This window comes from Finegoldia sp. BIOML-A1 (genome assembly GCF_009678325.1).
GTDB lineage: Bacteria > Bacillota > Clostridia > Tissierellales > Peptoniphilaceae > Finegoldia > Finegoldia magna.
The window spans coordinates 471,482-496,134 of the sequence record NZ_WKZF01000001.1 but is presented as its reverse complement, the minus strand read 5'-3'; the positions used below and the strand labels follow the sequence as shown (position 1 = coordinate 496,134).

The following is a 24,653-nucleotide window of genomic DNA, read 5'->3' as shown; positions in this document are numbered from 1 at the left end:
CATTGAGGCGTGGCTGGTAATACAGGCCCTTTGGGTCGCATGAGAAAAACCCCCGGCTACGCCGGGGGATGATTATTGACGATGGGAGAAAATTATGGACAATGAAATAAAAGGTTACGTGCATTCTATCGAAACTATGGGACTTGTCGATGGACCGGGAAACAGAACTATATTTTTCTTGCAAGGTTGTCCATTGAAATGCGTTTACTGCCACAATCCAGATTCTCAAAATATACATGGTGGAAAAGAATACACTGTAGATGAAATTATAAAAATAGCGAAAAGATACAAGCCATATCACGGACAAGAAGGTGGAGTCACGATTTCTGGAGGAGAACCTATGTTGCAGGGAGAATTCTTAAAAGAATTGGTGAAAAGACTCAAACAAGAAGGATTCAACACTTGCTTGGATACATCTGGAGTTGGCGATAAAAAATACTACTCAGAAATTCTTCCTTATATCGACACAATGCTACTTGATTTCAAAGCTTTCGACTCCAAATTGTACAAGCAAATTACATTTATGGAAGAGAAGAATTTCCTAGAATTTGTAAATAATTTAGAATCTAATGGTTTTTGTGGAAATATTTGGGCTAGACATGTCATGGTTCCTGGATTTACTGATAACTACGAAGAAATGGATAAGTTTGTAGAATCTTTAGGAAAAATAAAAAATATGGTTGAAAGAATTGAAATTTTACCATATCATTTAGGTGGAGTATATAAATACAAAAATTTGGGTAGGAAATACTTCCTTGAAAATGTCGAAGCGATGGATAAAAAAGTTGCAGAAAAATTTGAAAAATACGTTAATGCACAATTTGCGAAAACCGTAAGCGACAGCAGACGTGATGAAGCTTTGAATTTTCAAGCTAGGAAAATAACAGAGGAGCAATTTAATATGGAAGATGATAAAAAATACTTGTTGGAAGCTATAAAAGATGTGGAGCTTTTCAAGGGAATTGACGATGTGGATTACGATGAGGTAATCGACAAGTTGAAGTTTTTGAAATTAAAAGCAGAAGACTACATCTTTAAGCCTGGAGATTCTGCCGAAAACATGTATGTAATCCACAAAGGTACGATAAAAGTTTTTCACAATACGATTGATGGAAGAGAACAAATTTTGTATTTGTATCACGAAAATGATTTTGTGGGTGGTCATAATATTTTGGAAGATGTGGAATACATCTACATGGGTCAAGCGTTGACAGACTGTGAAGTTATAATGATTCCTAGGGATATTTTCAATAAATATTTGATAAATTCACCACTTGCCCTTACTAAAATTTTGAAGAAAAGTTTCGAAAGAATTAGACTTGCAGAAGATTTGGTGCAAAGATTATCCACTAGCAATGCTACTATGAAAACAGCGGCGCTTTTATTACGATTAAAAGATACAATGGGCGTGGAAACTAAGGATGGAATAAAGCTAGAACTTGCGATGAACAGGGAAGAACTTGGAAATTATTCTGGGCTAACAAGAGAAACTATTACTAGAAAACTAGGTGAGTTCAAAAAGCTTGGATATATCGATTTGATTGGATCCAAGGTTATTGTTATAAAAAATGTCAAAATATTAGAAGAATTGGTGTTGTAGTTTATTGTAAAAAACTTTCTGTTGTGGTATATTATTATCAGAAATTTTGAAATATATGGAGGATTTTTATTATGGATTTACCCGGTGAGCCGAGCTATTTAATTATTTTTTCGGTAATTGCAATTGTTGCAGTGGTATACTTTATGTATATGAATGGAATTGGATATTTTAGGAGCATGTCTGCCTTGTGGTTTTATCAGACACATGGGATTTTGGAGGACAATATCCACGCAAGTTTGAAAAAAACTAGCGGTAAAGCTACAAAAGTGTTCAAAGTCAAAAAAAGTGGGTTTTACGATTTTAAATTGGACAATGAATTGGAAAGCGGCAACGTTACAGTTAGCCTCATAGATTCATTGGGCAACAAAGTGTTCGAATTAAACAAGATGAATGGATATTCTTCTGATTATTTGAACGAATCCGAGAAATACCGCTTGGTTTTTAACTACAACAAAGCATGTGGTAAGTTTGAACTTTCATGGAAATAGATGTGGGGAATGAAGTGCTCCCTTGTTAGTAACTAAAACGCAAAAATTTTGCTGATGACTTCTGTTTTTTACAGATCTCATCAGCTTTTTTATTATATAAATGGAGGAATTATGTTAAAAAGTATAGCAATTATAATTATTTTGTCGTTGATATTGGGGAAATTTTTCAAAAAAATAAAATTGCCACCTATATTGGCATTCTTAATCGTGGGAATAACTCTCGGACCGTTCGCCATGAATCTGATTGACAAGAAAATTTTGGATATTTCATCTGAAATTAGAACTATTGCACTTGTGATTATATTGACTCGTGCGGGGTTGTCACTGGACATTGACGATTTGAAAAAAATCGGACGACCTGCGGTGTTAATGTGTTTCGTGCCGGCAGTTTTTGAAATGTGCGCTGTGGGAATATTAGCACCGATATTTTTGAAGGTGGATGTGTTGGATGCATTTATAATCGGATCGATTATCGCTGCGGTGTCTCCTGCAGTTGTCGTTCCACGAATGATAAAATTAATTGAACAAGGCTACGGAGATGAACACAAAATTCCACAACTTATCTTGGCAGGAAGTAGCTGCGACGATGTGTTCTGCATAGTTGTGTTCACATCGCTGACATCTCTCGCACAAACAGGAGACATCAATATGTTCAAATTCATCGCCATTCCTTTTTCTATTTTGATAGGAAGTGTCGTAGGAGCTGGAATAGGATTTGTGTTGGTGAGATTTTTTAAAAGATTTCACATGCGTGACACTGTAAAAGTGTTGATTGTGTTGAGCATTTCGTTCTTGCTTTTAGAATTGGAAAAAATTACTCCGATTCCATTTTCGGGACTCATCGCAATAATGGCGATGTCCATGGTTGTAAAGAAGATTTACGAAGATTTGGCTGAAAGATTATCAGAAAAGTACAATAAATTGTGGGTTGGTGCAGAAATATTCTTGTTCGTTTTAGTAGGGGCGACTGTGAATGTAAAATACGCGATAAATTCTGGAATCATGGTGGTCGTTTTGGTTATTTGTGCATTGATTTTTAGAATGATTGGAGTGTACGCATCTGTTATAAAAACAAAACTAACACCAAAAGAAAGACTGTTCTGCATGATAGCATACACTCCAAAAGCAACTGTGCAAGCAGCAATCGGTGCAATTCCATTATCGATGGGATTGCAAGTGGGGGATATGGCATTGACTGTAGCGGTTATTTCTATTTTGATTACTGCACCATTTGGAGCGATAATGGTGGATAATTTGTATAAGAAATTGTTAACAACATAAAAAATTGAAAAAACTAGAATAATTGGCGGTTGTAGCCAATTTATTCTAGTTTTTGTTTAACAGTTCGATTTGTGTTACTTTCAGAAATTCATTATTGTTTTGTAGTTGTTTTTCATCTATATTTATTTTAATCCTGTCAGATGTATTAACGTCTGTTATCTCACATTCTACTCACAATTGTACTAAATTATATTTTTTTTAGCACATGAAGGAAATATATTAATAGGCAAATTATCAATGCGATTATGATTATTTTTTTCATTAAAACACCTCCGATATATAATTAAATCACTAAATCATTTATTTAAATCATATCAAAATGAAAAATGATGTCAACATAAAAATGTTAAGATATGTCAAATGAGATTTATTTGAAAAAATTAGTGGTATAATTGAAATGAACAAACGGGGTGAATTATGAAAAAGAAACTAGAGATAGCAGGGATTACTCTGTTGATTGTCGTTGGAGTGTTCTTCATTTTTAAATTTGCAAACGAGAATAAATTTGACAAGCTTAGCTTTAATGCGGATTGCATTTACGTTTACTCAATTGATGATGAGAAGGAAATTTTCTCCAAAAATCCAGACAAGAAAGTGTATCCTGCGTCTTTGACTAAGATGATGACGGTGTATACAGCTATAGGAAAAATTGAAGATTTTGATAAAAAAGCTCCGATAGATAAGAAAAGTTACCAAAAACTTGTTGCACAAAACGCTTCAATGGCAGGTTTTTATGGTAATGAGCCCACTACTTTTGAGGATTTGCTATATGGAACAATGCTTGCCTCTGCCGGAGAATGTGCAGACAGCTTGGCTATTAATGCAAGTGGTTCCAAGGAAAAATTTGTGGATTTGATGAACGAAAACGCAAAGAATATGGAATTAACTAATACGAATTTCAAAAATCCTGAAGGAATGGATGAGGATGATCATTATTCGAGTGCAAAAGATATGGCGTTTTTGTTGAAAAATTCATTGAAAAATGAAAAATTCTACAAGATTTTCACGACTGATAAGTACACTTCTACTAAAACTTTGGATCATCCAAAAGGAATTGAAATCGAAAGTACAGTTCTTGGGAGATTGAAAGATTATGATCAAGATGGCTTCAAAATTATTGGCGGCAAAAGTGGTACTACGGAAAAAGCAGGGCTTTGTTGGGCAACTTTGTCCGAAAAAAATAGCAAGAAATACATCATTATTGTGATGGGTGTTGATTTTGACGATATTAAAAATCCTGGAGATGGACAAATCCAAGATACGATTAAGATTTTGAAGAATTTATAAGATTTATAAGGAGATTACAATGGCTATTTTAGAATTAACATTAGTTCCAATAGGAACACAAACTACAAGTTTATCACAATACGTTGCGAAAGCTTACGATAATGTGAGAAATAAAGAAAATATAAAAGTTGAATTAAATCCAATGGGAACTGTGATGCAAGGAGACATCGACGAATTGTTGAAAGCTGTTAGAGATATGCAAGAAGAGGTGTTTAACGAAGGTGTGGACAGAGTGTATTCTGTGATTAAAATTGACGACAGAAGAGATAAGGATGCATCATTTGAGCAAAAACTGGATTCTGTGAATAAAAGGTTAAAATAATGAACAAAAAATCTATAAAACTGTATAATGTGATATTTCCAGTCTGGATTGTGTGGCTTTATCCTATAACTTGGATTGCGATTGTACCGTTGAATATTTTGGTGGATTTCTTGGTAACTTTGTTGGCGTTGAAATTAATTAAAATAGAAAAACCGATGGAGGTTATAAAAAAATCGATCGCAAAAACAGTTGCACTTGGATTTGTCGCAGACATTATCGCTACGGCGGTATTGATGGTTTTATCATTCGGGATTAATGGAACAAGAAATAATATTGCAAAATGGTTCTACGATAATATTTCAATTCCGATAATGAACGATTATTACGAAACGCCTTGGGGAATTTTGGTTATGGTTCTAGCAGTAATGTTTGCAGGATTTTTGGTGTATATATTCAACCGCAAATTTTCATTCAGAAATACTGATTTGTCAGAATCTCAAATCAAAAAAGTTTCTTTGACATTGGCAATAATAACAGCACCGTATCTGTTTTTGATACCGACGAATGTGTTTTATAATTTGTTCAGCTGATAATTTAATTTCAATAAAAAACTGTGTGAATTTGACTTCACACAGTTTTTGAATGCGTTATTTTTTTATAGATTGTTCGATTTTTTCTGTTATTTCATCTACGTTTCTGTCGTTATAGCCGTAAAATTTTGACTCGATATTTTTGTTTTCGAATAATTTTTCCAATTCTTCCATGAAGACTCCCTTGTCATCTGTCATTTCTACGGAATTTACACAATGAGCAATGTCTTTTATAGCGGAGATTTCTCCTTTGAATTCTTCTGATTTGCAAGTAAGCCCGATTCCACAGCTAGGAGAACCGTCTATTCCTATAACTCCCAAAAAATTTACTCCGTCCTTGATATAATCGGAGATTTCGTTGACGATTGGACTTAATAAATCACGGCTAGTTTGTCTGTAAAAATTATTGTCGAATTGTTCGTACACACTTCCCCAGCGATTGGGCCCGTACATTCTATTTTCTGGACAAGGTAATTGGAATATTCCAACGTTCATTTTCATTAAATTTTTGATCAAACTCAAATTATCTTTTCTGCCAGCATCGTTTTTTACAACAGCAAGTTCATTCAATAAACAATGTGACACCAAAATTATATTTTTATATTCTTGCATACGCACCTCTGTAAAATAATTATAGCATATTTTAATAATACACCAAATGTATGGTATAATTAATACAATAGTAAACAGGAGGATAAAATGAAATTAGTAATCAAAAATTTGACTAAAAAATACGATGATAAATTGGTACTCGACGAAGTAAATTATGAATTCAAAGAAGGAGTCATCACTTCTGTTTTGGGTAGAAATGGAGCCGGGGACAGTGATATAATGATGACAGATACAATAAATCCATTAAAATCAAAGTTTAAAGGCTTCCACAAAACTTTTAAACAAGACGATTTAGGATTAAGTCTGTCATCTTTTTTATTAAATTAACAAAAAAGAAAAGAAAACATAAGTAATAAGGATTGAAGATAATATGATAATATTTAGAGTTTTTTTCAAAATCATATTGTTTCCTATTAGTATAGCGTTAAGTATCATCACTCTATTTTTAACGTTTGTATTAGGTCTCAGCACAATATTTTTCAAACTGATTTCATTTATCGCTATTATGGGATTTTTAGGATCTGTTTATCATGGAGAAAAAGCACTTGCTATAGAGGCAATTATACTAGCATATCTTTTTAGTCCTTATGGTTTACCAGTGCTAGGATATTTTATTATAGAAGTGATAGAAGAGGTGAATGAAAGAATAAAAGCAATTTAAATATAAAAATAAATAGATTAAAACGATGAAAAAGAGATAGCAAAATCAAAGCTATCTCTTTTTATATGAAAAGAAAGGGGGCTATGATGAAAGAAATAGTTAAATTTGAATACTATTATGGCAATGAAGCAGAACAATATTCATTTTTTAGGATTCCCAAAACTTTATTCACCGACTTAAATTTTAAAAAACTATCCGTAGAAGCAAAAATTCTTTATGGAATTCTACTCGATAGAATGAGCTTGTCAATTAAGAATAAATGGTTAGATGAAGAAAACAAGGTATACATCATCTATACCATAGAAGAAATTATGGAAGTATTAAATTGGGGAAGAAATAAGTCGGTTAAAGTAATGAAAGAAATTGAAGAAATAGGATTATTAGAAAAAAAGAGGTTAGGACTTGGAAAACCAAATTTACTCTATGTAAAGAACTTTATTTACACAGAAAATAATAAAACTACAGAAGTTTCAAAAGCAAACCTCAAGAAGTTTAAAAAACAAACTTCAGGAAGTTTAGAAAACAAACCTCAAGAAGTTTCAAAAGAGGACTCTAATAATACTAATATTAATAATACTGAAACTAATAATACTGATTTTAATAATACCACCCCCATATCCCCCTTAGAAAAGCTAGGAGAAAAATCAAAAAAAATTTTGGAGGAGGAAGAATTAAAAGAAACTATAAAAAAGAATATATCTTATGAAACCTTTGAAAAAGTAAGAATAGAAGAAAAGAAGCAAGTAGATGTGATGATAAATGTACTTGTAAAAGCCTTAACTAGCTTTACAAACATTAAAATAGGAGGGAGGCATATATCAAATGAAAATTTTAAAGAAAGATTTCTAAGTCTTAACTATAAACACATAGACTATGTTTTGAAATACCTAAGAGAAAATGCTCCAAAGGATATTAGAAACATTAATGCCTATCTACTGACTCTCTTATACAATGCAGATGAAAGTATTAGAAACATAGAAGTCATAAAGAGAGAAGATCAGAAAAGAGAAAACTATGACTATAGTAACGATGAGGATATATGGAGAGAAATTTTAAATACTTGATAGGAGAGGAGCATATGGAATTAATAAAAGAAATCCTAGAACAGAAAATAAAAAATGCAGAAACAAATAGTCCATCAAAAGATGAAGAAAATAGGAGTTATATAGATCAAGAAACAGGATTAAAATATTGTGCAAAATGTAAAACACCAATTGAAAAAGAAATAGACTTCTTTGGAGAAATAAAAAAAGTTGGTATTTTATGTCAATGTAAAAAAGAAAGACAAAAATTAGAGGAAGAAAAAAGAAAAGAAAATAAAAGGCTTTTGAAAATTGAACACTTAAAAAAAGAGTGTTTTTCTGATCCTATCCTATTAAATTGGAATTTTAAAAATATGGACAAAGACAGTGAGCATGAAAAAGTAGCAAAAAACTATGTTGAAAAATTTGATGAAATATATGAAAACAATATAGGGTTAATTCTCACAGGGAATGTTGGTTGTGGGAAAACTTACTTTGCAAGTGCCATAGCAAATGCTTTACTAGAAAAAGAAATATCAGTCAAAATGACAAATTTTTCTGTAATTTTAAATGATATGACTAACTTTGAGATTGATAAGAGCAAGTATATAGATAACCTAAATCATAAGAAACTATTAATTATTGATGATTTTGGAATGGAAAGAGATACAGATTTTGCAGCTGAGCATATCTTTAACATAATAGATAGTAGATATAGAAGTGGGAAACCTCTAATTATAACAACAAACTTAAATATATCAGCTTTAACTAATCCTGAAACTATAAAAGATAAAAGAATTTACTCAAGGATACTTGAAATATGCAGTCCCATTATATTTACAGGAGAAAATAGAAGAATAGAAAAAATGAAGGAGAAATCAAAATTAGCCTATGAAATATTAAAAAAAAATGAAAGTAGGTGAGTGAATGCAAAATGATGATATAAATAGCAGAACAATAGCCATAGTAAAAAAAGCGGGGATAGTTACAGCCAAGCAAGTTATAAATTTGATGAAGAAAATATTAGAAATAAATAAACATAAAGCGCAGACAGAACATTCAAGACCCTTAGAAAAATTTAAAAAAGTAAAAGTAAAAGACCTTGTAAAAAAAGGTAAAGTAGAAACCTTAGAATTAAATGACATAGACTTAAAAGCATTGAAAAAAGAATTAAAAAGATATGGGGTTAAATTTTCCATAAAGAAAGATTTAGAAAATGGAAACAACATTATCTTTTTTCAAGCAAAAGATATAAAAGTAATGGAACAAGCTTTTAAAAAGACAGTCCAGAAATTTACTAAAGATAAGTCAAGAAAAAGAAAATCTTTAATAGAAAGGCTTAATAACTTCAAGGATAAAGTCAAAGATACTATTGACAGAGATAAGGTTAAACATAAGCATCAGGAACAAAGTTTATAATAAAAGCACTTGGATATATAATATATATGATGAGAAGGTATGAATAGTTTTATCGTTGAATACTATGAAAAAGAAAATGGGAGTCATCCAGTAGAAGAATTTCTCTTATCTATAGATAAAAAATGAGAGCAGAAGCATTAGGAAAGAAACTAAAAAAATACCTTTGAAAGTAAAATATAAGTATAATGGTGGTTTAAAATGACACATAAAAGAATATGTCCCATATGTAACTCAAAGATGAAGCAACAGTTTATAGGTCTATTACATTGCAAGTGTGGTATAAGCTATCATAAAGATCTAGGATATTTTAAAAGAAATGAAAATATGATGTTTGTCTTGGAAAGAAAAAAGATAGGTAAAAAAATAAAACAAGTTCCAGTAATAAGATATAAAAAAGATAAATAAAATACTAATGGGTAGAGAAATCTACTCTTTTTTATGGAGAGGAAGTGATTAATTCGAAAATACTAAATGAAATAATAAAAGATATAAAAAATGTTTTTAAGATAAGAGATAAGAAGAAATTTGTATTAGAAAATTTTCCTTACCTCTTATTTTTTTATATAGGAAATATCTTTGCAAGCCATGTCAACTCTTATGTAGGAGGAGATATAATAGATAGAATTCTAGTGGCTTTTAGTCAAATAGATACTTTAAAATATATTCCATCATTAAAAATAAAAAACCTGATACCCGGTCTAATTCTATCAGTAGTTATCAAGTTAATCCTTATACAGAAAAAGAAAAAAGCAAAAAAGTTTAGAGAGGGCAGAGAATATGGATCGGCAAGATGGGGAAATGAAAAAGATATTGAGCCATACATTGACAAGAAGTTTGAAAACAATGTGCTACTAACTCAAACTGAAAGACTTACCATGAACAATAGACCTAAAAATCCAAAATATGCTAGGAATAAAAATGTATTGGTAATTGGAGGTTCTGGAAGTGGTAAAACAAGGTTCTTTGTAAAGCCGAATCTCATGCAAATGCACTCTTCATATGTAGTGACCGATCCAAAAGGAACATTAGTCTTGGAATGCGGAAAAATGTTGGAAAGAAATGGATATGAGATAAAAATACTAAATACAATAAACTTTAAAAAATCCATGAGATATAATCCCTTTGCATACTTGAAAAGTGAAAAAGATATTTTGAAATTAGTACAAACAATAATTGCAAATACTAAGGGAGAAGGAGAAAAATCAACTGAGGATTTCTGGGTAAAAGCTGAAAAACTCTACTATACAGCCTTAATTGGATATATTTTTTATGAAGCTCCTAAAGAAGAACAGAACTTTACAACTCTACTTGCTATGATAGATGCAAGTGAGGTAAGAGAAGAAGATGAAAATTTTAAAAATGCAGTAGACTATATGTTTGAAGCATTAGAAAAAGAAAAGCCAAACCATTTCGCAGTAAAACAATATAAGAAATACAAACTTGCAGCAGGAAAAACTGCCAAATCAATCCTTATATCCTGTGGAGCAAGGCTTGCTCCATTTGATATTCAGGAACTTAGGGACTTAATGAAAGAAGATGAACTGGAACTTGATACACTTGGAGAAAAGAAAACAGCTTTATTCGTAATAATATCGGATACAGATGATACATTTAACTTTGTAGTATCAATAATGTACTCACAATTATTTAATCTATTATGTGATAAAGCAGATGATGAATATGGCGGAAGACTTCCTGTTCATGTGAGATGCCTACTTGATGAATTCGCAAATATCGGCTTAATTCCTAAATTTGAAAAGCTGATAGCAACTATTAGAAGTAGAGAAATATCAGCTTGCATAATATTACAAGCACAATCACAACTAAAAAGTATCTATAAAGATAATGCAGATACCATAGTTGGCAATTGTGATTCGACGTTATTTTTAGGAGGCAAAGAAAGAACAACATTAAAAGAATTATCTGAAAGTTTGGGAAAAGAAACAATAGACCTATATAACATATCAGAAACAAGATCGAATCAAAAGAGTTTTGGTTTAAACTATCAAAAAACTGGAAAAGAATTAATGAGCCAAGATGAAATAACTGTAATGGATGGTGGGAAATGTATCTACCAATTAAGAGGAGTTAGACCATTTCTTTCAGATAAATTTGACATAACCAAGCATAAGAATTATAAGTTCCTTGAAGATTATGATAAGAGAAATATATTTGACATAGAGAAATACCTACAGAGAAAAGATGAGGTTAAGTTAAAAGAGAGTATGGTAGTTGAAATATTAGATGAATAAATTTAAAATTAAATAAGAAGTAAGATAGATATTTAGGAAAGATTAAAAGAAAATACTTGACAAAAAATATTTTATAACATATAATAATGTCAACAGTACCCGACACGCCTCTTAACAATGCGGACCAAGTCGGGTCATTTGATTTTAGGAGAAAAAATGAAAAAAATTCATCAAGAACCGATTAGTATAGAAAATCAAGTAAAAAACTTAATAGACTTAGGACTTTTAGTAGAAGATAAAACTTATGCTAAGAAAATTCTTGGAAGAATATCCTATTACAGGCTGATTAAAGCTTATAGTATCACATTAAAAAAAGATGGAAGATATATATCAGGAACAAGTTTTGAAGATATTGTAAGTTTATATAAATTTGATAGAGAACTTAGACAGCTTATATTTGAAACAATAGAGCATATTGAAGTTTCTTTAAGAGCGGTTATCACAAACTATTTTTCTTTAAGATATGGGAACTTTTCATATAAAGATATGAATAATTTTGAGAAACAAAAGGAACAAGAAAGGGTACTAGAAGAATTAGCAAGGGAAGTTAAAAGAAATAGACGCTCACCATTTATAAAAAACTTTAAAGACAATTATGAAGGTGGAGAAATTCCACTCTATGCAGTGATAGAAGTGGCAAGTTTTGGAACTTTATCTAAAATGTATAAGAATATGAAAAATGAAGATAAAAGTAAAATTGCAAAAGTCTTTCATACAGACTACCATTACTTTGAATCTTGGATAGAAAATTTTGCCTATATAAGAAATATATGTGCCCATTATGGCAGGCTATATGGAGCAAAGCTTACAAAATCACCAAAGCTATATAAAGAATATTTAAAAAATAATATTTCAAACAATACAATATTTGCTACATTAGTTAATCTTAAAATAGTTTCTGAAGAAGAAAATTACAAAAATTTTTATCATGATCTAACAGCACTAATAGCAAGATATGAAAATATTGAATTAAGACATGTTGGCTTTATAGAAAACTGGAAAGAATTACTAAAACCATAAAATTAAATAGAGAAATTTACACCGAAAAAAAATATTTCGGTGTTTTTTTATGCCCAATGGAGGAAAAATGAAATATATACGAGATGAGCCGAAAAAATAAGATACAGAGAAAAATGAAATATTAATCAATTAGAAGTAGAAGCGATAGAAAAAACTATCGCTTTTTTTATGGAATAAAGGAGATAGAACAAATGGAAAGAGAAATGCTAAATATTAACGGAAATCTAGTAGGAGAAATAAAAACAACTGCAATAGATACAAAGGAAGGAGAAAAAGAAGTAGCTAACTTCACAATAGTTAGAAAGAACAAAGAAGAAGAAAAGGTTAAAAAAGAATATATCTACTGTAATCTCTACGGAGAAAAGGCAAAAAGTGTGAAGGAATTTAAAAGTGGAGAATACATCCATATTTTTGGATATTTTAAGGAAACAAAAAAAGAAGACAAGACATTTAAAAATTTTATCGTAAAGCACATAAATAAAATTAAAAAAGAAGAAAAAGAGGAGGAAATATAAATGGAATTTTTTACACAAGCAGTAAATGTATTAAAAATATTAGTTACAGCAATTGGTGCAGGGCTTGGAGCATGGGGTGTTATCAATCTGATGGAAGGTTATGGGAATGACAACCCTGGTGCTAAATCTCAAGGTATTAAGCAGCTTATGGCTGGAGGGGGAATTGTACTCATAGGTTTAAAACTAATACCGCTATTAGCAAACGTGTTAAAATAAAATGTTTAATATAGTAGATAAGATCAAAGAGTTTTTTTCGGAGATACTTATTGATATGATCAAGGAAAATTTAAGCGGAATGCTCCTTGATATAAATGACAAAGTATCAACGATAGCAAATGAGGTAGGAAAGACTCCGAGTGGATGGAACTCGGAGGTTTTCCACTTCATAAAGTCTATTTCAGAAAATGTTATACTTCCCATAGCAGGTCTTATCATAACGGCTGTACTATGTATTGAATTAATTCAAATGGTAATGAACAAAAATAATATGCATGACACAGATACCTTTGATTTTTTTAAATATATGATAAAAATGTGGATAGCAGTATGGCTTGTATCTCATGCTTTTGACTTTTCTATGGCAGTATTTGATGTGGCACAGAATTTAATAGGAAAGGCAGCAGGTGTGGCAAATGCTAGTGCAAAAGTTTCTCCAGGTGATATAGCTAATATGGTAGATAGCCTAAAAGGAGAGTCAATAGGAAAATTAATGACTATAGTATTAGAGACAGCAATTGTAAAGATGATAATTCAAGGGATATCAATACTCATTACAGTTATTCTATACGGCAGGATGATAGAAATATATATTTATACTTCAGTTTGCGCCATACCTTTTGCCACAATGGGCAATAAAGAATGGGGAAGTATTGGAACAAACTATATAAGAGGGCTCTTCGCACTTGGCTTGCAAGGTTTATTCCTACTTATATGCGTAGGAATTTATGCCGTACTTGTTAAGACTTTAAATATATCAGACATACACAAAAGTATTTTTGAATTACTAGGATACACCTTAATACTTGGTATAACTATGATGAAATCAGGAAGTATTGCAAAATCAATTTTAAATGCTCATTAATAAAAAAGGAGAAGATGATGAAAATTAGAAGAAAAAAGGACAAAAAAATTAAGCTAAAAACACTTGGAACAATAGGACTCCCAATACTTTTAATAGGGGGATATATTACAAGAGAAATACAAAATAGAATGATTATAAGAAAAACATTGGAAGTTTTAGATAATAGAGAAGAAACGAATGAAAAAGTCTTAGAAATAGCAGTGAATATGGGAAAATCACAAGAAGATCTGAACAGAGAAGATATATATGGATTTTACTTAGAGGGGTTAGAATAATGGCTTATGTAAATGTCCCAAAGGACTTAACAAAAGTAAAAACAAAGGTAGCTCTAAATCTAACAAAAAGACAATTAATTGGCTTTACAATTGCAGGTCTAATAGGCTTTCCAGTATATTTAATGGTAAAAAAAGTGCTTCCTAATGACCTATCTATGTTAATTATGATAGGTGTGTCTTTTCCTATAATATTTGCAACTCTTTATGAAAAGGACGGGATCTATTTTGAAAAATATTTAAAGTATATTATAGATAAGAAAAGACAGACAAGTATAAGGATATACAAGACAGAATGTATTTATGATATAAAGAAACAAAGAAAGGAAAGGAGTAAATGAATCAAATACAGAAAAAACAACAGAAAAAATTAAATCAAGAAAAAAGAAATTTAAAAAAACAAAAAGAAGATTTAAAAAGCATTAGTATAAGTCAAAAAAAGATGAAAAAAGCAAATATTTCTAAAGAAAAAGGAAAGCCCAAAAAGAAGCTTTCCTTTTTTGGTGGGAAGAAGAAAAAGAGTGTTCAGGAAACAATCCCTTATTTAAGAATGTTGAGAAATGGGATTTGCCAAGTTGAGAAGAACAAATTTAATAAAATGATACGTTTTTTAGATATTAACTACCAGCTTTCAACAGAAGAAGATAAGGAAAGTATATTTAATGAATTTTCAAGTTTTTTAAACTATTTTGATCCAAGTGTTGATATAGAACTTTCATATATTAATCGCATAGGAAAAAATGAAGAAGTAGAAAAAAACATCAATGTTCCGGATAGAAACGATTCATATAATGAAATACGAAAAGAGTACAGGGAAATGCTAAAAAATCAGAGTCAAAAAGGAAATAATGGACTTACTAAATATATGTATATCACCTTTAGCTTACAAGCACAAGATTTAAAAGAGGCAACTACAAGACTTGAAAGAATGGAAATGGATATATTAAATAACTTTAAGCAGATGGGAGTAAAAGCTTATGTATTAAGTGGATATGAAAGGTTAAAGGTTATTCACGATATCTTAAATCCAAATAAGAATTTTGTTTTTTCATTTGAAGACCTAAAATATAGTGGACTATCTACTAAGGATTATATAGTACCAGCATCATTTAACTTTTCATCTAACAATCAATTTAAAATTGGAGAATACTTTGGAGAAGTAAACTTTCTACAAATTCTAGCACCTGAATTATCAGATAGATTATTATCAGAATTTTTAGGAGTTGAAGAAAATATGATTGTAACATTTCATATAAATTCCATTGATCAAACAGAAGCTATAAAGATGATTAAAAGAAAAATAACAGACTTGGATAAAATGAAAATTGAAGAAAATAAGAAGGCTATAAGATCAGGATATGACATTGATATTCTTCCAAGCGATTTAATTACCTACGGTAATGATGCTAAGAAACTATTAGTAGAACTTCAAAATCATAATGAGAGAATGTTTGTCATAACTATTTTGTTTACAAATATGGAAAAAAGTAGAAAGAAATTGAGTAATATAATCTTTCAACTAAATTCAATAGCAGGTAGGCATAATTGTGTATTGAAAAATCTTAACTATAGACAGGAACAAGGACTAATTTCTTCCCTGCCACTTGGAAAAAATGAAATAGAAATAAAAAGAGGACTTACAACCAGCTCTACAGCAGTCTTTATTCCTTTTACAACAGAAGAGTTGTGCTTAGAAGGAGAGAGCTTATATTACGGATTAAATGCTTTAAGTCGTAATATCATTATGACAGATAGAAAGCTTTTAAAGAATCCAAACGGTTTAATACTTGGAACACCGGGTAGCGGTAAATCTTTTTCAGCTAAAAGAGAAATTACCAATGCTTTTTTAATCACACAAGATGACATCATTATCTGTGATCCGGAAGGGGAGTATGGAAATTTAACTAAGGCACTAGGTGGAGAAGTTATAAAAATATCGCCAACAAGTAAGGATTATATAAACCCGTTGGATATAAATGTAGACTATGCCGATGAAGACAATCCCTTATCTTTAAAGTCTGACTTTATTCTTTCACTGTTTGAACTTGTAGTAGGAAAGGAAGGGTTAAGTGCAGAAGAAACTTCAGTAATTGATAGATGTCTTCCAATATTATATAAGTATTACTTCGACAATCCAATTTCTGAAAATATGCCAATTTTAGAAGATTTATATAATTTACTTTTAAAACAAGAAGAAAATGTAGGGAAAAAATTAGCGGTAGAAATGGAAATTTATGTCAAAGGCAGCCTCAATGTATTTAACCATAGGACTAATGTAGATACAGGAAATAGAATTCTTTGTTATGACATTAAGGAATTAGGAAAGCAACTTAGAAAAATAGGTATGTTAATTGTTCAAGATCAAGTGTGGAATAGAGTAACTATTAATAGAAATAAGAAGGAAACCAGATATTACTGTGACGAATTCCATTTGCTTTTAAGAGAAGAACAAACAGCCTCATATTCCATAGAAATTTGGAAGAGATTTAGAAAATGGGGCGGGATTCCAACAGGATTAACACAAAATGTAAAGGACCTTTTAGCCAGTCCCGAAATAGAAAATATATTTGATAATACAGATTTTATCTTAATGCTTAATCAAGCTAGTGGTGATAGGGAAATTTTAGCTAACAAGTTAAATATATCTCTTTATCAGTTATCCTACGTAACAAATTCCAATGAGGGAGAGGGATTACTATTCTATGGAAACACAATAGTACCTTTTGTAGATAGATTTCCTAAAGATACAAAATTGTATAAGTTAATGACAACTAAACCAGAAGAATTAAAGGAAGGGATAGAAATTGATAGACAGAGAGAAGTTAAAAACTAACTATATTATTAATTTAGATGCAATTTCTGCTCTAAAGGAATTTCCAGATAAAATATTTGATTGCTGTATTACATCTCCTCCATATTATGGACTTAGAGATTATAAAGCAGAAGGACAAATTGGAAGAGAAGAAAGTCCGGAGGAATATTTAAATAAATTAATTGAAGTCTTTAGAGAAGTAAAAAGAGTATTAAAAAAAGAAGGAACACTTTGGGTAGTTATTGGAGATTCTTATGCAGGTACAAGAAGCAAAAAAAAATATAAAGATCCTAAAAACATAGAAGGAAGAAGTGGTCAAAAAGAGTCTATTACAGAAAAACTCAGTGGCTACAAGGCAAAAGACTTAATGGGGATACCTTGGCAACTAGCTTTAAAATTAAGAGAGGATGGTTGGTATTTAAGAAGCGATATTATTTGGCATAAGGAAAATGCCATGCCTGAGTCTTGTAGGGATAGACCATCAAGGTCTTATGAACATATCTTCCTACTATCAAAAGCAAGAAAGTATTTCTATAACTTTGACGCTATGAAAGAACCAATAAAAGAAATAAGCAAGAAAAGATATATGAGGGCAAGAGGAAAAGATAATAAGTATTTACAAGAAGGCACAGGAGCTAAAAGACAGAGCATAAATGAAGCAAGAGAGTATGGAGAATATATAGGAGATAATGTCCCTAAGTTTAGAAACAATAGAGATATTTGGACTATTAACACCAGTGCGTTTAAAGGAAAACACTATGCGGTATTTCCACCAAAACTGGTAGAACTTTGTATAAAAGCAGGATGTCCTAAAAAAGGCTTAATTCTTGATCCCTTTATGGGTTCAGGAACTGTTGGAATGGTAGCTATTAGGATGGACAGAGAATATATTGGAATTGACATAAACAAAGACTACTGTCAAATAGCTAAAGAAAGGATAGAGAAAAATATGAAATAGGAGGTATATATGAAAAAGAAAGGGAAAGTAAACCCAAGAGATGTACCAAAGACCAAACTTATATCAGAAAAGAAAGAAGAAAGCAATGAAAAATTCAGTAGTACAGAGAGAAAATCAGATTTTTCAAAAAAAGAAATTAATAAAGTAAAAAGCAGGAATAACATAGACAATAATGATGAAAACTCTAAGTATTATTCATCTCATTTGCAAGAAAATAGTCAGGATTTACTCAACGAAAAAGATAAGTCAAATAGAGGAAGAAGACAAAGAAAAAACCATGAGGAAAAATTTGCAGAAGCCTCCTATCATAATGAATATCAGCCAGAATATTCGCAACAGCAGCATAGAAAAATGGAAGAAAATGAGGAAAGTAGATATGGTGAATATTACGGGCAAGAAACAGAATACAGGCTAAGTAACTTTAAAGAAGATTTTAATGATAGACCAAATTCAACTAGCTCTAATTTAAAAAGTAGCACTTCTCCCCAAAAAAATTACAAGGGGAATAGTAATTTAAAATGGAAGAAAAACGTTGAGAGTGAAAGTTTTAATGGAGTGCAAGAGAAAAAAATAAGGAGATTTAGAAAAGAAGAAGATAAGGATTTTAATATAGAGGTAAGTTCAACATATGATCCCTTATCGCAGGACTCAGATAATGATGGTGTCATAGATCGCTATGACATGAACTTTAGTGATAGCAATGTATCATATAGGGACACAAGAGATGACTATAAGTATTTACCATCTTCTGATGTGCAAAGAAAAAATTGGGATGGTTATTCTATTCTTGGTGAGAAAGGGAAAGAAAGCTTTCAAAAAAACACCTTTAAAAAACTTTATCAATCTCAAAGTCAGTTTAAGGATAAAGGGGAAAAAGTAGAATTAAAATCTTTAAATGGGAAGTATAGAAGAAAATATCTATCATATAAGGCAAATGAAGAAGATAAAAAAATAATTCAAGACCTGAATACTAATAAAAAACAAAATAGCAAATATTTCAAAGGCAAAGTTAGAAATTTAGAAGAAAAAGATATGCTAATGGGTAAGGTTTCTAGTGGGAAATTTAGACAGGATAGCCTATCTGAAGGATTCAAAAGTGAATCTGAAAAAAATAAAGATAAATATAATATAAATAAAAAGAATCAAGAAAAAATAGGCACGAAAAAAGAAATCTTCAAACAGGAAAAAAACGTAATAAAAAATGAGAATCTTGAAGTAGATGAACTTGATTTAAATCATAGTGGAATTTCTAATAAAAACAAGGGAAAGAAAAGACAAATAAAAGACGCTTTTGATAATACTATAAAGAAAAGCAACTTTGATCCAAAGAAAGAATACACCAGGACAAAAAAAGAAGTACAGGATTCTAAAAATGTATCTGAAGAAAATAAGGTAGATACAAAAAATAAAACTAAATTCCATTCTAAAAAAGATAACAAAAGTGAAAAAGATAAGTTTTATAAAAAGGAAGATAAAATATCAAAACTATATGAGAAAAAGAATAAAAAAGAAAAAGAGTTAATTAAGTATAAGAAAAAGTCAAAAAAAGCGGGTTTAGAAAAACCTATTACTTTTGCGAGTGCTATGACGGCAAACTATCTATATAGTGGGAAAGATGATAATGCAGGTGTTAACGCTGCTTATAAGCTTAGTAGAACTACCGAAGTTGTAGGTAGAGAAATTAGCCATTTTAGAAGAAAAAAACCTTTAAAAACTCAAAGAAAAATAAAATCTTTAGAAGGAAAAATTTATAAGAAAGAAAGTAAACTTCTATTTCAAAGAAATTTTGAAGAATTGAAGAAGACTAAAGCTTATCAAAACTCTAATAAACTGAATCGATTTTTTATGAAAAAGAAGTTTCAGAGAGATTTTAGGAAGAAACACGGGGAAGGTTTAGTAAATAGAGTAAAGAAATCTTTCGCTAATATTGGAAAGAAAACATTGGAAGCTTTAAAAAACAAAGGATATAAGCAAATTTTAATTGCCCTTTGTATTTTAGGACTTTTTTTTATGCTATTTCAAGGAATTAGCAATGTTGGCAGTCTTACTTCAGGATTAACAAGTAATGTTATAGCTACAAGCTATCTATCAAAAGAAGAAGTTTTAATGGATATTAACAATGAATTTACAAGTTATGAATATGCCTTACAAGATGAAATAGATAGTATTAAAGAAAATTATCCAAATTATGATGAATATCATATAAAAGGAGATTCTGTTGGTCATGACCTACACGAGCTTTTTAGCTATTTAACAGCAAGATATGGAGAGATTAAGTCAGCTGAAGAGATACAAAAGGAATTAAAAAAGCTATTTAATCAAATGTATGAGAAAAAATATACTTCAAAGTCTATTACAAAATATGACAGTGAAGGAAATCCATACACCTATAGAATTCTAACATTAACTATAAAAAAGAAAAGTATTGATGAAATAGCAAGAGAAGAATTTGCAAACTATGAAACAAATATGGCTCATTATTTAGCATTACTTGATAGTCAGGGAAATATGAGTGGATATTTTGGATCAAGCTATGGGAACTTGGGAGAGATTATAGACAATCCAAACTTTGGAAATCCCGGTCTTGCTTTTGATTCTGAAACTGCCAAAGCCTTATTTAATGAAGCAGAAAAACATATAGGTAAAAGATATGTGTTTGGAGCAAGTGGACCATCTAACTTTGACTGTTCAGGTTTTGTATGTTGGTCATTTACAAAGTCTGGTGTAAAGAGAATGCCAAGAACTACAGCTTGGCTTATTTATAAAAACTATTGTAATCCAATATCTCCAAGCGAGGCAAAACCTGGGGATATTATTTTCTTTAAAGGCACATATAATTCGGGTACGCCAATTTCTCACGTAGGGATATATGCCGGAAATGGAATGATGCTCCATGCAGGAGATCCTATCCAATATGCCAGTATAAACTCAAGGTATTGGAAAAATCACTTTTATTCCTTTGGTAGACCAAAATAAGGGGGGAGTAAAAATCTATGAATAAAAAATTAATCAGAAACATAGAAAAACAGAAGAATTTAAGAAAGAAAAAAGAAGAAATTGAAATAGAACTTCAGTTATTAGCAGAGGAACAAGAAGAAATAGAAAATTTAGAGGTCATCAAGGAATTTCGAAGTAGAAAAATATCTCTTGATGAATTTTTATTTATTGTTAGAAAAAATAAGGAAGAAGAAAATAGAGAAAGACAAGAACTTAAAAGAAAAGATACAAATGAAAGTGAGGAAAATTTATGAAAAAAATAACCAGTGGAATTTTAGCTGTGATAATGCTACTTGTAAGTTTAGTGAATATAGTGGCTGTAAGTCCTGTATATGCAAGTACAGATTATAAGGTAGAGTGGACGGAAGATGATTTTATGTATTCCTCTGAGGGAAATATAATTGCCTTTAGTGATAAGGGCTTAGAAAAGAAAGAGAAGACAAATATTCTAGTATTTCCTGAAGGAACGAAATCTATAAATGGAAATTATTCTTTAAGTCATTCAAACGATGAACTTAGATATAAAAGAGAATTTGGACGTGGTAAACATTGGGATAAAGTAATTATTCCTGATTCTGTTAATCATTTAGGCTATGCTGCCTTTTACGAAGCAAGTATAGACGAGGTAAAACTATCAAGTAGTCTAACTTATCTTGGTGGTTTAGCATTTTTCAATTGTGGACTTAGAAAAGTGACTTTACCTGATACTTTGGTAAATATTGAACATAATGCTTTTGAAAGAAATAATCTTCAAGAAATAACTATACCGAAGTCTGTGAAGACAATTGAACAATATGCTTTTTCAAGAAATAAATTGCACACTATAAAAGTTTTAGGCAATCCAAATATTAACAGTAAGGGAGTATTCCATGATCAAGAAGTTGAGTATAGACCAAAACAAAATCCATTTTACGAAAATCATTTTGGTTTCAACGGAAATCAAGGATTCAAATCTATTCCTAATGGATTAAGTTATGAAAATGGAGAATTTGTCTTTGATAAGAATGTAGATAGTGTAGAACTTGAATTTGATTATAACAATGATATGTATCAAGGAAAGATGACTATTTACAATCCAAATAAATATTCCATTGATACTCAAACAGATTTAACAGGGCAAGATATTGATGAAAAGGACAATAAGATTGATGATTTAACTAAAAACATTAAGGATTTAGAAAATCAGATCAAAGACTTAAATGATAAGAAACAAGAAGACCAATCAAAGATAGATGAATTAAAGGAAAAATTAGAATCTTGCAAAGATAATGGAGAGAAACTAAAACAAGAAAAGTCTAAGTTAGAAGAAGAGATTAGAGATAAAGACAAAAAGATAGCTCAATTGAATAAAGAAATTGAGGAACTTAAAAATTCTAACAATGATGAACTAATAGCAGAAATTACTCAGCTTAAAGATGAATTAAAAAGATTACAAGATGAAAATGCAAAACTAAAAGAAGATTATTCATCTACAAAATGGGAGTTAGAGGCTGAGAAAGAAAAGACCGATAAAAACGAAAATAAAATCAAAGAAATGCAAGAAAAGCTTGAGTCTTTAGAAGTGGAACTAGCAAAGAAGACTAAAGAAATTGAGGATAAAGATAATAAAATTAAGGGTTTGGAAAAAGCTCTTGATGAAAAAGATACTAAGATAAAAGACCTAGAGTCTAAAAAGAAAGAGACAGAAAATTCTAAGTCAGAATGCTGTAAAAAAATTGAAGAGCTTCAAAAGACTATTGATAGTTTAAAAGAAACTTCTGAAAATACAAAAAAAGAATTAGAAGAGAAAATTAAAGAACTAGAAGAAAAACAAAAAGCTTCTGAAGAAGAAATTAAAAAGCTAAAAGAAGAATTAGATAAGAAAATTGAAGAAGCAAAGAAGTTAATCGAGGAAGCAAATAAAAAAGCGAAAGAAGAACTTGAAAAGCAAGCTAAAGATGAAAAAGATAAAAATATAAATCAAGACTTATCTAAAAAATTAGATGAACTTCTAAAACTTCAAAAAGAAAACAAAGAGAATAAAGAAGATAAGAAATCTCAAGATAAGAAGTGGGATGAACTTTTGAAAGCTGATGACAAGAATATCCTAAATCAATTTGATCTTAACAAGATGAGAGAGCAAGAGGAACAACAGGACAAAAAACAAGTTAAAGATGAAAAAGAATTTGCAGTTTTTCAAGTAGACAAAAACTTTTATAACATTATAAAAGATGGAAAGAAAACTACTGTGTATATGGATGTAAAAGCATATATTAAGGATAATCGCATTATGCTACCTGTTAGATATGCAGCCTATACTCTTGGGTTTAATGTAGAATATGATGATAGTAAGAGAGAGGCTATCTTTTCAAATAAAGAAAATACAGCCTTACCTAAAAAAACTCTAAGATTAAATATAGATACTGGTGTTATGAAAGATAGTCAAGGAAACATTTATCATTCTGACACTAAACCTGTAATTATAAATGGAAGAATTCACGCATCTATTTCCAATATAGCTAAAGCTTTTAATGCAAGCTGTGGGGATATAAGAGATGAAAAAGATCAAAGTATAGAATGGGATAATAGCAGAAAGGCAGTTTATGTCTTTAAGAATATAAAGTAAGAAAAGGAGATAACTATGAAGAAAAAAAGATTAGGGGTAGCCTTAGTGCTACTCCTTTTACTATTCAGTATGCCAAGCATATCCATAGCTAAGAGCAATGAAAATGAAATAAAAAATCAGTCAAATGATATTTATTTGCCAGAAAAAAGTAAAGAATTAGAAAGCTTATTTGATGAAGATGTATATAAACCATCCAATGAGAGTCAAAAAATTCCTTATCAGGAAGTGCCGAAAATACAAGAAAATAACATAAAAAATGAGCAAGTAGATAAAAAAGAAAAGCCATCTAAGCTTGTTAAAGGTGGCAATACTAAAGCAATTAATCCATTAGCCACAAAAGAAAATAAGGCAAGAGGAACAGTTATAGAAAATGTAGATAAAAATGGACAGGATATTACACCGAAAGTAGAAGATCAAACATCAAGAGATGAAAAAAAGGAAAATCCAATAGATGTCAGACAATTTTTAACCTTTCAAACAAAGAGTGGAAAAACTATGCACCTCATTGTAGATCATTCGGAAAATCAAGAAAATGTACAATTATTAACAGAAGTTGGAGAACAAGATCTACTAAATATGATTGAAGGAGAAAGTGAAGTAAAGCCAAAAGAAGAAGTAGTGAAAAAAGAAGAACCGGTGGAGGAAAAACCGAAGAAAGAGGAGAAAGAAGAAAAGAAATCAGGGATAGGACTTTATTTATTTATGGGTTTAATTATTGTTGGTGTAATGGGTGCAGGATATTACTTCAAAATCTATAAAAAAAATGAAGAAGCAAGTTTTGAAGATGAGCAAGATTATAATGAATTAGAAGATGATTATGAATCTGAAGGGGAGGATTATGATCTTGAAGATAAGGAAGATACAGAAATTATTCCAGATGAAGATGAATTTTAATCTTCTCAATGATTTAAGCGGTAGA

General features: G+C 30.4%; 26 protein-coding genes and 1 riboswitch. Of the genes, 25 read left to right on the top strand and 1 reads right to left on the bottom strand.

Translation table 11 applies throughout. The features are described 5' to 3' along the window. The first annotated feature begins 94 nt into the window (after nucleotides 1-94). The 6 genes from pflA to GKG00_RS02210 all read left to right on the top strand — a co-directional run bounded on the left by pflA (nucleotide 95) and on the right by GKG00_RS02210 (nucleotide 5,508). The gene (gene pflA / locus GKG00_RS02240) at nucleotides 95-1,600 is read left to right on the top strand and encodes a pyruvate formate-lyase-activating protein (protein ID WP_154254059.1); all 1,506 of its coding nucleotides are present in this window, start codon (nucleotides 95-97) and stop codon (nucleotides 1,598-1,600) included. Nucleotides 1,601-1,671: 71 nt separating this feature from the next. Continuing rightward, nucleotides 1,672-2,088, top strand: coding sequence for a hypothetical protein (locus tag GKG00_RS02235; protein ID WP_154254057.1), 417 nt, complete (start codon nucleotides 1,672-1,674; stop codon nucleotides 2,086-2,088). Next, nucleotides 2,085-2,159, top strand: a riboswitch (Fluoride riboswitch). (Overlaps the previous gene by 4 nt.) 40 nt (nucleotides 2,160-2,199) lie before the next feature. Then, complete coding sequence (locus GKG00_RS02230; protein WP_154254055.1) at nucleotides 2,200-3,369, top strand: cation:proton antiporter; 1,170 nt, start codon at nucleotides 2,200-2,202, stop codon at nucleotides 3,367-3,369. 417 nt (nucleotides 3,370-3,786) lie between these two features. Further along, on the top strand, nucleotides 3,787-4,656 hold the full coding sequence (locus tag GKG00_RS02220; protein ID WP_154254054.1) for a serine hydrolase: 870 nt from the start codon (nucleotides 3,787-3,789) through the stop codon (nucleotides 4,654-4,656). 19 nt (nucleotides 4,657-4,675) lie between these two features. Then, on the top strand, nucleotides 4,676-4,978 hold the full coding sequence (locus GKG00_RS02215; protein WP_154254052.1) for an MTH1187 family thiamine-binding protein: 303 nt from the start codon (nucleotides 4,676-4,678) through the stop codon (nucleotides 4,976-4,978). After that, nucleotides 4,978-5,508: a hypothetical protein gene (locus tag GKG00_RS02210; RefSeq protein WP_154254050.1), complete on the top strand. Its 531-nt coding sequence runs from the start codon at nucleotides 4,978-4,980 to the stop codon at nucleotides 5,506-5,508. Before GKG00_RS02215 ends, GKG00_RS02210 begins: the two co-directional genes overlap by 1 nt. Before the next feature lie 57 nt (nucleotides 5,509-5,565). On the opposite strand, the gene GKG00_RS02205 is transcribed toward GKG00_RS02210, so the two are convergent. Further along, the gene (locus GKG00_RS02205; protein ID WP_094208113.1) at nucleotides 5,566-6,120 is read right to left on the bottom strand and encodes a CD3072 family TudS-related putative desulfidase; all 555 of its coding nucleotides are present in this window, start codon (nucleotides 6,118-6,120) and stop codon (nucleotides 5,566-5,568) included. Nucleotides 6,121-6,207: 87 nt separating this feature from the next. Between GKG00_RS02205 and GKG00_RS02200 the strand changes: the two genes are divergently transcribed. The 19 genes from GKG00_RS02200 to GKG00_RS02110 all read left to right on the top strand — a co-directional run bounded on the left by GKG00_RS02200 (nucleotide 6,208) and on the right by GKG00_RS02110 (nucleotide 24,628). Further along, on the top strand, nucleotides 6,208-6,447 hold the full coding sequence (locus GKG00_RS02200) for a hypothetical protein (RefSeq protein WP_154254049.1): 240 nt from the start codon (nucleotides 6,208-6,210) through the stop codon (nucleotides 6,445-6,447). 43 nt (nucleotides 6,448-6,490) lie between these two features. Next, the gene (locus GKG00_RS09030) at nucleotides 6,491-6,781 is read left to right on the top strand and encodes a CD1845 family protein (RefSeq protein WP_094210146.1); all 291 of its coding nucleotides are present in this window, start codon (nucleotides 6,491-6,493) and stop codon (nucleotides 6,779-6,781) included. An 86-nt stretch (nucleotides 6,782-6,867) separates the two neighbouring features. Further along, nucleotides 6,868-7,845: a replication initiator protein A gene (locus GKG00_RS02190; RefSeq protein WP_154254047.1), complete on the top strand. Its 978-nt coding sequence runs from the start codon at nucleotides 6,868-6,870 to the stop codon at nucleotides 7,843-7,845. Between the two features lie 14 nt (nucleotides 7,846-7,859). Further along, on the top strand, nucleotides 7,860-8,726 hold the full coding sequence (locus GKG00_RS02185) for an ATP-binding protein (protein ID WP_154254045.1): 867 nt from the start codon (nucleotides 7,860-7,862) through the stop codon (nucleotides 8,724-8,726). A gap of 4 nt (nucleotides 8,727-8,730) precedes the next feature. Then, nucleotides 8,731-9,222 (top strand): PcfB family protein, encoded by a 492-nt coding sequence (locus GKG00_RS02180; RefSeq protein WP_004837287.1) that lies wholly within the window; start codon nucleotides 8,731-8,733, stop codon nucleotides 9,220-9,222. Between the two features lie 198 nt (nucleotides 9,223-9,420). Further along, entirely contained in the window at nucleotides 9,421-9,627 is a 207-nt protein-coding gene (locus GKG00_RS09090) for a hypothetical protein (RefSeq protein ID WP_004829710.1), read from the top strand. A gap of 59 nt (nucleotides 9,628-9,686) precedes the next feature. Next, nucleotides 9,687-11,474 carry a type IV secretory system conjugative DNA transfer family protein gene (locus tag GKG00_RS02170; protein WP_346962827.1) on the top strand — a complete coding sequence of 596 codons (1,788 nt, stop codon included), beginning with the start codon at nucleotides 9,687-9,689 and terminating at the stop codon, nucleotides 11,472-11,474. Nucleotides 11,475-11,630: 156 nt separating this feature from the next. Further along, nucleotides 11,631-12,494 (top strand): Abi family protein, encoded by an 864-nt coding sequence (locus tag GKG00_RS02165; RefSeq protein ID WP_072470443.1) that lies wholly within the window; start codon nucleotides 11,631-11,633, stop codon nucleotides 12,492-12,494. A gap of 191 nt (nucleotides 12,495-12,685) precedes the next feature. Beyond that, nucleotides 12,686-13,009 carry a single-stranded DNA-binding protein gene (locus GKG00_RS02160; RefSeq protein ID WP_154254044.1) on the top strand — a complete coding sequence of 108 codons (324 nt, stop codon included), beginning with the start codon at nucleotides 12,686-12,688 and terminating at the stop codon, nucleotides 13,007-13,009. Beyond that, nucleotides 13,010-13,225, top strand: a complete 216-nt coding sequence (locus GKG00_RS02155) for a Maff2 family mobile element protein (protein ID WP_002838961.1) — start codon at nucleotides 13,010-13,012, stop codon at nucleotides 13,223-13,225. A 1-nt stretch (nucleotide 13,226) separates the two neighbouring features. Next, nucleotides 13,227-14,090, top strand: a complete 864-nt coding sequence (locus tag GKG00_RS02150; RefSeq protein ID WP_025194490.1) for a VirB6/TrbL-like conjugal transfer protein, CD1112 family — start codon at nucleotides 13,227-13,229, stop codon at nucleotides 14,088-14,090. 17 nt (nucleotides 14,091-14,107) lie between these two features. After that, complete coding sequence (locus GKG00_RS02145) at nucleotides 14,108-14,365, top strand: hypothetical protein (protein WP_154254042.1); 258 nt, start codon at nucleotides 14,108-14,110, stop codon at nucleotides 14,363-14,365. Beyond that, the gene (locus GKG00_RS02140; protein ID WP_002838958.1) at nucleotides 14,365-14,703 is read left to right on the top strand and encodes a PrgI family protein; all 339 of its coding nucleotides are present in this window, start codon (nucleotides 14,365-14,367) and stop codon (nucleotides 14,701-14,703) included. The genes GKG00_RS02145 and GKG00_RS02140 overlap by 1 nt, the downstream gene beginning before the upstream one ends. Beyond that, nucleotides 14,700-17,195, top strand: a complete 2,496-nt coding sequence (locus GKG00_RS02135; RefSeq protein WP_154254040.1) for a VirB4-like conjugal transfer ATPase, CD1110 family — start codon at nucleotides 14,700-14,702, stop codon at nucleotides 17,193-17,195. Before GKG00_RS02140 ends, GKG00_RS02135 begins: the two co-directional genes overlap by 4 nt. After that, the gene (locus tag GKG00_RS02130) at nucleotides 17,167-18,132 is read left to right on the top strand and encodes a site-specific DNA-methyltransferase (RefSeq protein ID WP_154254039.1); all 966 of its coding nucleotides are present in this window, start codon (nucleotides 17,167-17,169) and stop codon (nucleotides 18,130-18,132) included. The genes GKG00_RS02135 and GKG00_RS02130 overlap by 29 nt, the downstream gene beginning before the upstream one ends. Nucleotides 18,133-18,141: 9 nt before the next feature. Then, on the top strand, nucleotides 18,142-21,108 hold the full coding sequence (locus GKG00_RS02125) for a C40 family peptidase (RefSeq protein ID WP_154254037.1): 2,967 nt from the start codon (nucleotides 18,142-18,144) through the stop codon (nucleotides 21,106-21,108). Between the two features lie 17 nt (nucleotides 21,109-21,125). Continuing rightward, the gene (locus GKG00_RS02120) at nucleotides 21,126-21,383 is read left to right on the top strand and encodes a hypothetical protein (RefSeq protein ID WP_002838952.1); all 258 of its coding nucleotides are present in this window, start codon (nucleotides 21,126-21,128) and stop codon (nucleotides 21,381-21,383) included. After that, the gene (locus tag GKG00_RS02115; protein ID WP_154254036.1) at nucleotides 21,380-23,734 is read left to right on the top strand and encodes a leucine-rich repeat domain-containing protein; all 2,355 of its coding nucleotides are present in this window, start codon (nucleotides 21,380-21,382) and stop codon (nucleotides 23,732-23,734) included. Before GKG00_RS02120 ends, GKG00_RS02115 begins: the two co-directional genes overlap by 4 nt. Nucleotides 23,735-23,749: 15 nt before the next feature. Then, entirely contained in the window at nucleotides 23,750-24,628 is an 879-nt protein-coding gene (locus tag GKG00_RS02110) for a CD1107 family mobile element protein (RefSeq protein WP_154254035.1), read from the top strand. Nucleotides 24,629-24,653: the final 25 nt, after the last annotated feature.

Excerpts from the sequence above, each read along its gene's own strand:
- GKG00_RS02145 (WP_154254042.1), top strand. The coding sequence starts at position 14,108 with ATGAAAATTAGAAGAAAAAAGGACAAAAAAATTAAGCTAAAAACACTT.
- pflA (WP_154254059.1), top strand. The coding sequence starts at position 95 with ATGGACAATGAAATAAAAGGTTACGTGCATTCTATCGAAACTATGGGA.
- GKG00_RS02120 (WP_002838952.1), top strand. The coding sequence starts at position 21,126 with ATGAATAAAAAATTAATCAGAAACATAGAAAAACAGAAGAATTTAAGA.
- GKG00_RS02190 (WP_154254047.1), top strand. The coding sequence starts at position 6,868 with ATGAAAGAAATAGTTAAATTTGAATACTATTATGGCAATGAAGCAGAA.
- GKG00_RS02235 (WP_154254057.1), top strand. The coding sequence starts at position 1,672 with ATGGATTTACCCGGTGAGCCGAGCTATTTAATTATTTTTTCGGTAATT.
- GKG00_RS02210 (WP_154254050.1), top strand. The coding sequence starts at position 4,978 with ATGAACAAAAAATCTATAAAACTGTATAATGTGATATTTCCAGTCTGG.
- GKG00_RS02155 (WP_002838961.1), top strand. The coding sequence starts at position 13,010 with ATGGAATTTTTTACACAAGCAGTAAATGTATTAAAAATATTAGTTACA.
- GKG00_RS02230 (WP_154254055.1), top strand. The coding sequence starts at position 2,200 with ATGTTAAAAAGTATAGCAATTATAATTATTTTGTCGTTGATATTGGGG.
- GKG00_RS09030 (WP_094210146.1), top strand. The coding sequence starts at position 6,491 with ATGATAATATTTAGAGTTTTTTTCAAAATCATATTGTTTCCTATTAGT.
- GKG00_RS02140 (WP_002838958.1), top strand. The coding sequence starts at position 14,365 with ATGGCTTATGTAAATGTCCCAAAGGACTTAACAAAAGTAAAAACAAAG.
- GKG00_RS02185 (WP_154254045.1), top strand. The coding sequence starts at position 7,860 with ATGGAATTAATAAAAGAAATCCTAGAACAGAAAATAAAAAATGCAGAA.
- GKG00_RS02115 (WP_154254036.1), top strand. The coding sequence starts at position 21,380 with ATGAAAAAAATAACCAGTGGAATTTTAGCTGTGATAATGCTACTTGTA.
- GKG00_RS02165 (WP_072470443.1), top strand. The coding sequence starts at position 11,631 with ATGAAAAAAATTCATCAAGAACCGATTAGTATAGAAAATCAAGTAAAA.
- GKG00_RS02215 (WP_154254052.1), top strand. The coding sequence starts at position 4,676 with ATGGCTATTTTAGAATTAACATTAGTTCCAATAGGAACACAAACTACA.
- GKG00_RS02200 (WP_154254049.1), top strand. The coding sequence starts at position 6,208 with ATGAAATTAGTAATCAAAAATTTGACTAAAAAATACGATGATAAATTG.
- GKG00_RS02180 (WP_004837287.1), top strand. The coding sequence starts at position 8,731 with ATGCAAAATGATGATATAAATAGCAGAACAATAGCCATAGTAAAAAAA.
- GKG00_RS02205 (WP_094208113.1), bottom strand. The coding sequence starts at position 6,120 with ATGCAAGAATATAAAAATATAATTTTGGTGTCACATTGTTTATTGAAT.
- GKG00_RS02110 (WP_154254035.1), top strand. The coding sequence starts at position 23,750 with ATGAAGAAAAAAAGATTAGGGGTAGCCTTAGTGCTACTCCTTTTACTA.
- GKG00_RS02135 (WP_154254040.1), top strand. The coding sequence starts at position 14,700 with ATGAATCAAATACAGAAAAAACAACAGAAAAAATTAAATCAAGAAAAA.
- GKG00_RS02220 (WP_154254054.1), top strand. The coding sequence starts at position 3,787 with ATGAAAAAGAAACTAGAGATAGCAGGGATTACTCTGTTGATTGTCGTT.
- GKG00_RS09090 (WP_004829710.1), top strand. The coding sequence starts at position 9,421 with ATGACACATAAAAGAATATGTCCCATATGTAACTCAAAGATGAAGCAA.
- GKG00_RS02160 (WP_154254044.1), top strand. The coding sequence starts at position 12,686 with ATGGAAAGAGAAATGCTAAATATTAACGGAAATCTAGTAGGAGAAATA.
- GKG00_RS02150 (WP_025194490.1), top strand. The coding sequence starts at position 13,227 with ATGTTTAATATAGTAGATAAGATCAAAGAGTTTTTTTCGGAGATACTT.
- GKG00_RS02125 (WP_154254037.1), top strand. The coding sequence starts at position 18,142 with ATGAAAAAGAAAGGGAAAGTAAACCCAAGAGATGTACCAAAGACCAAA.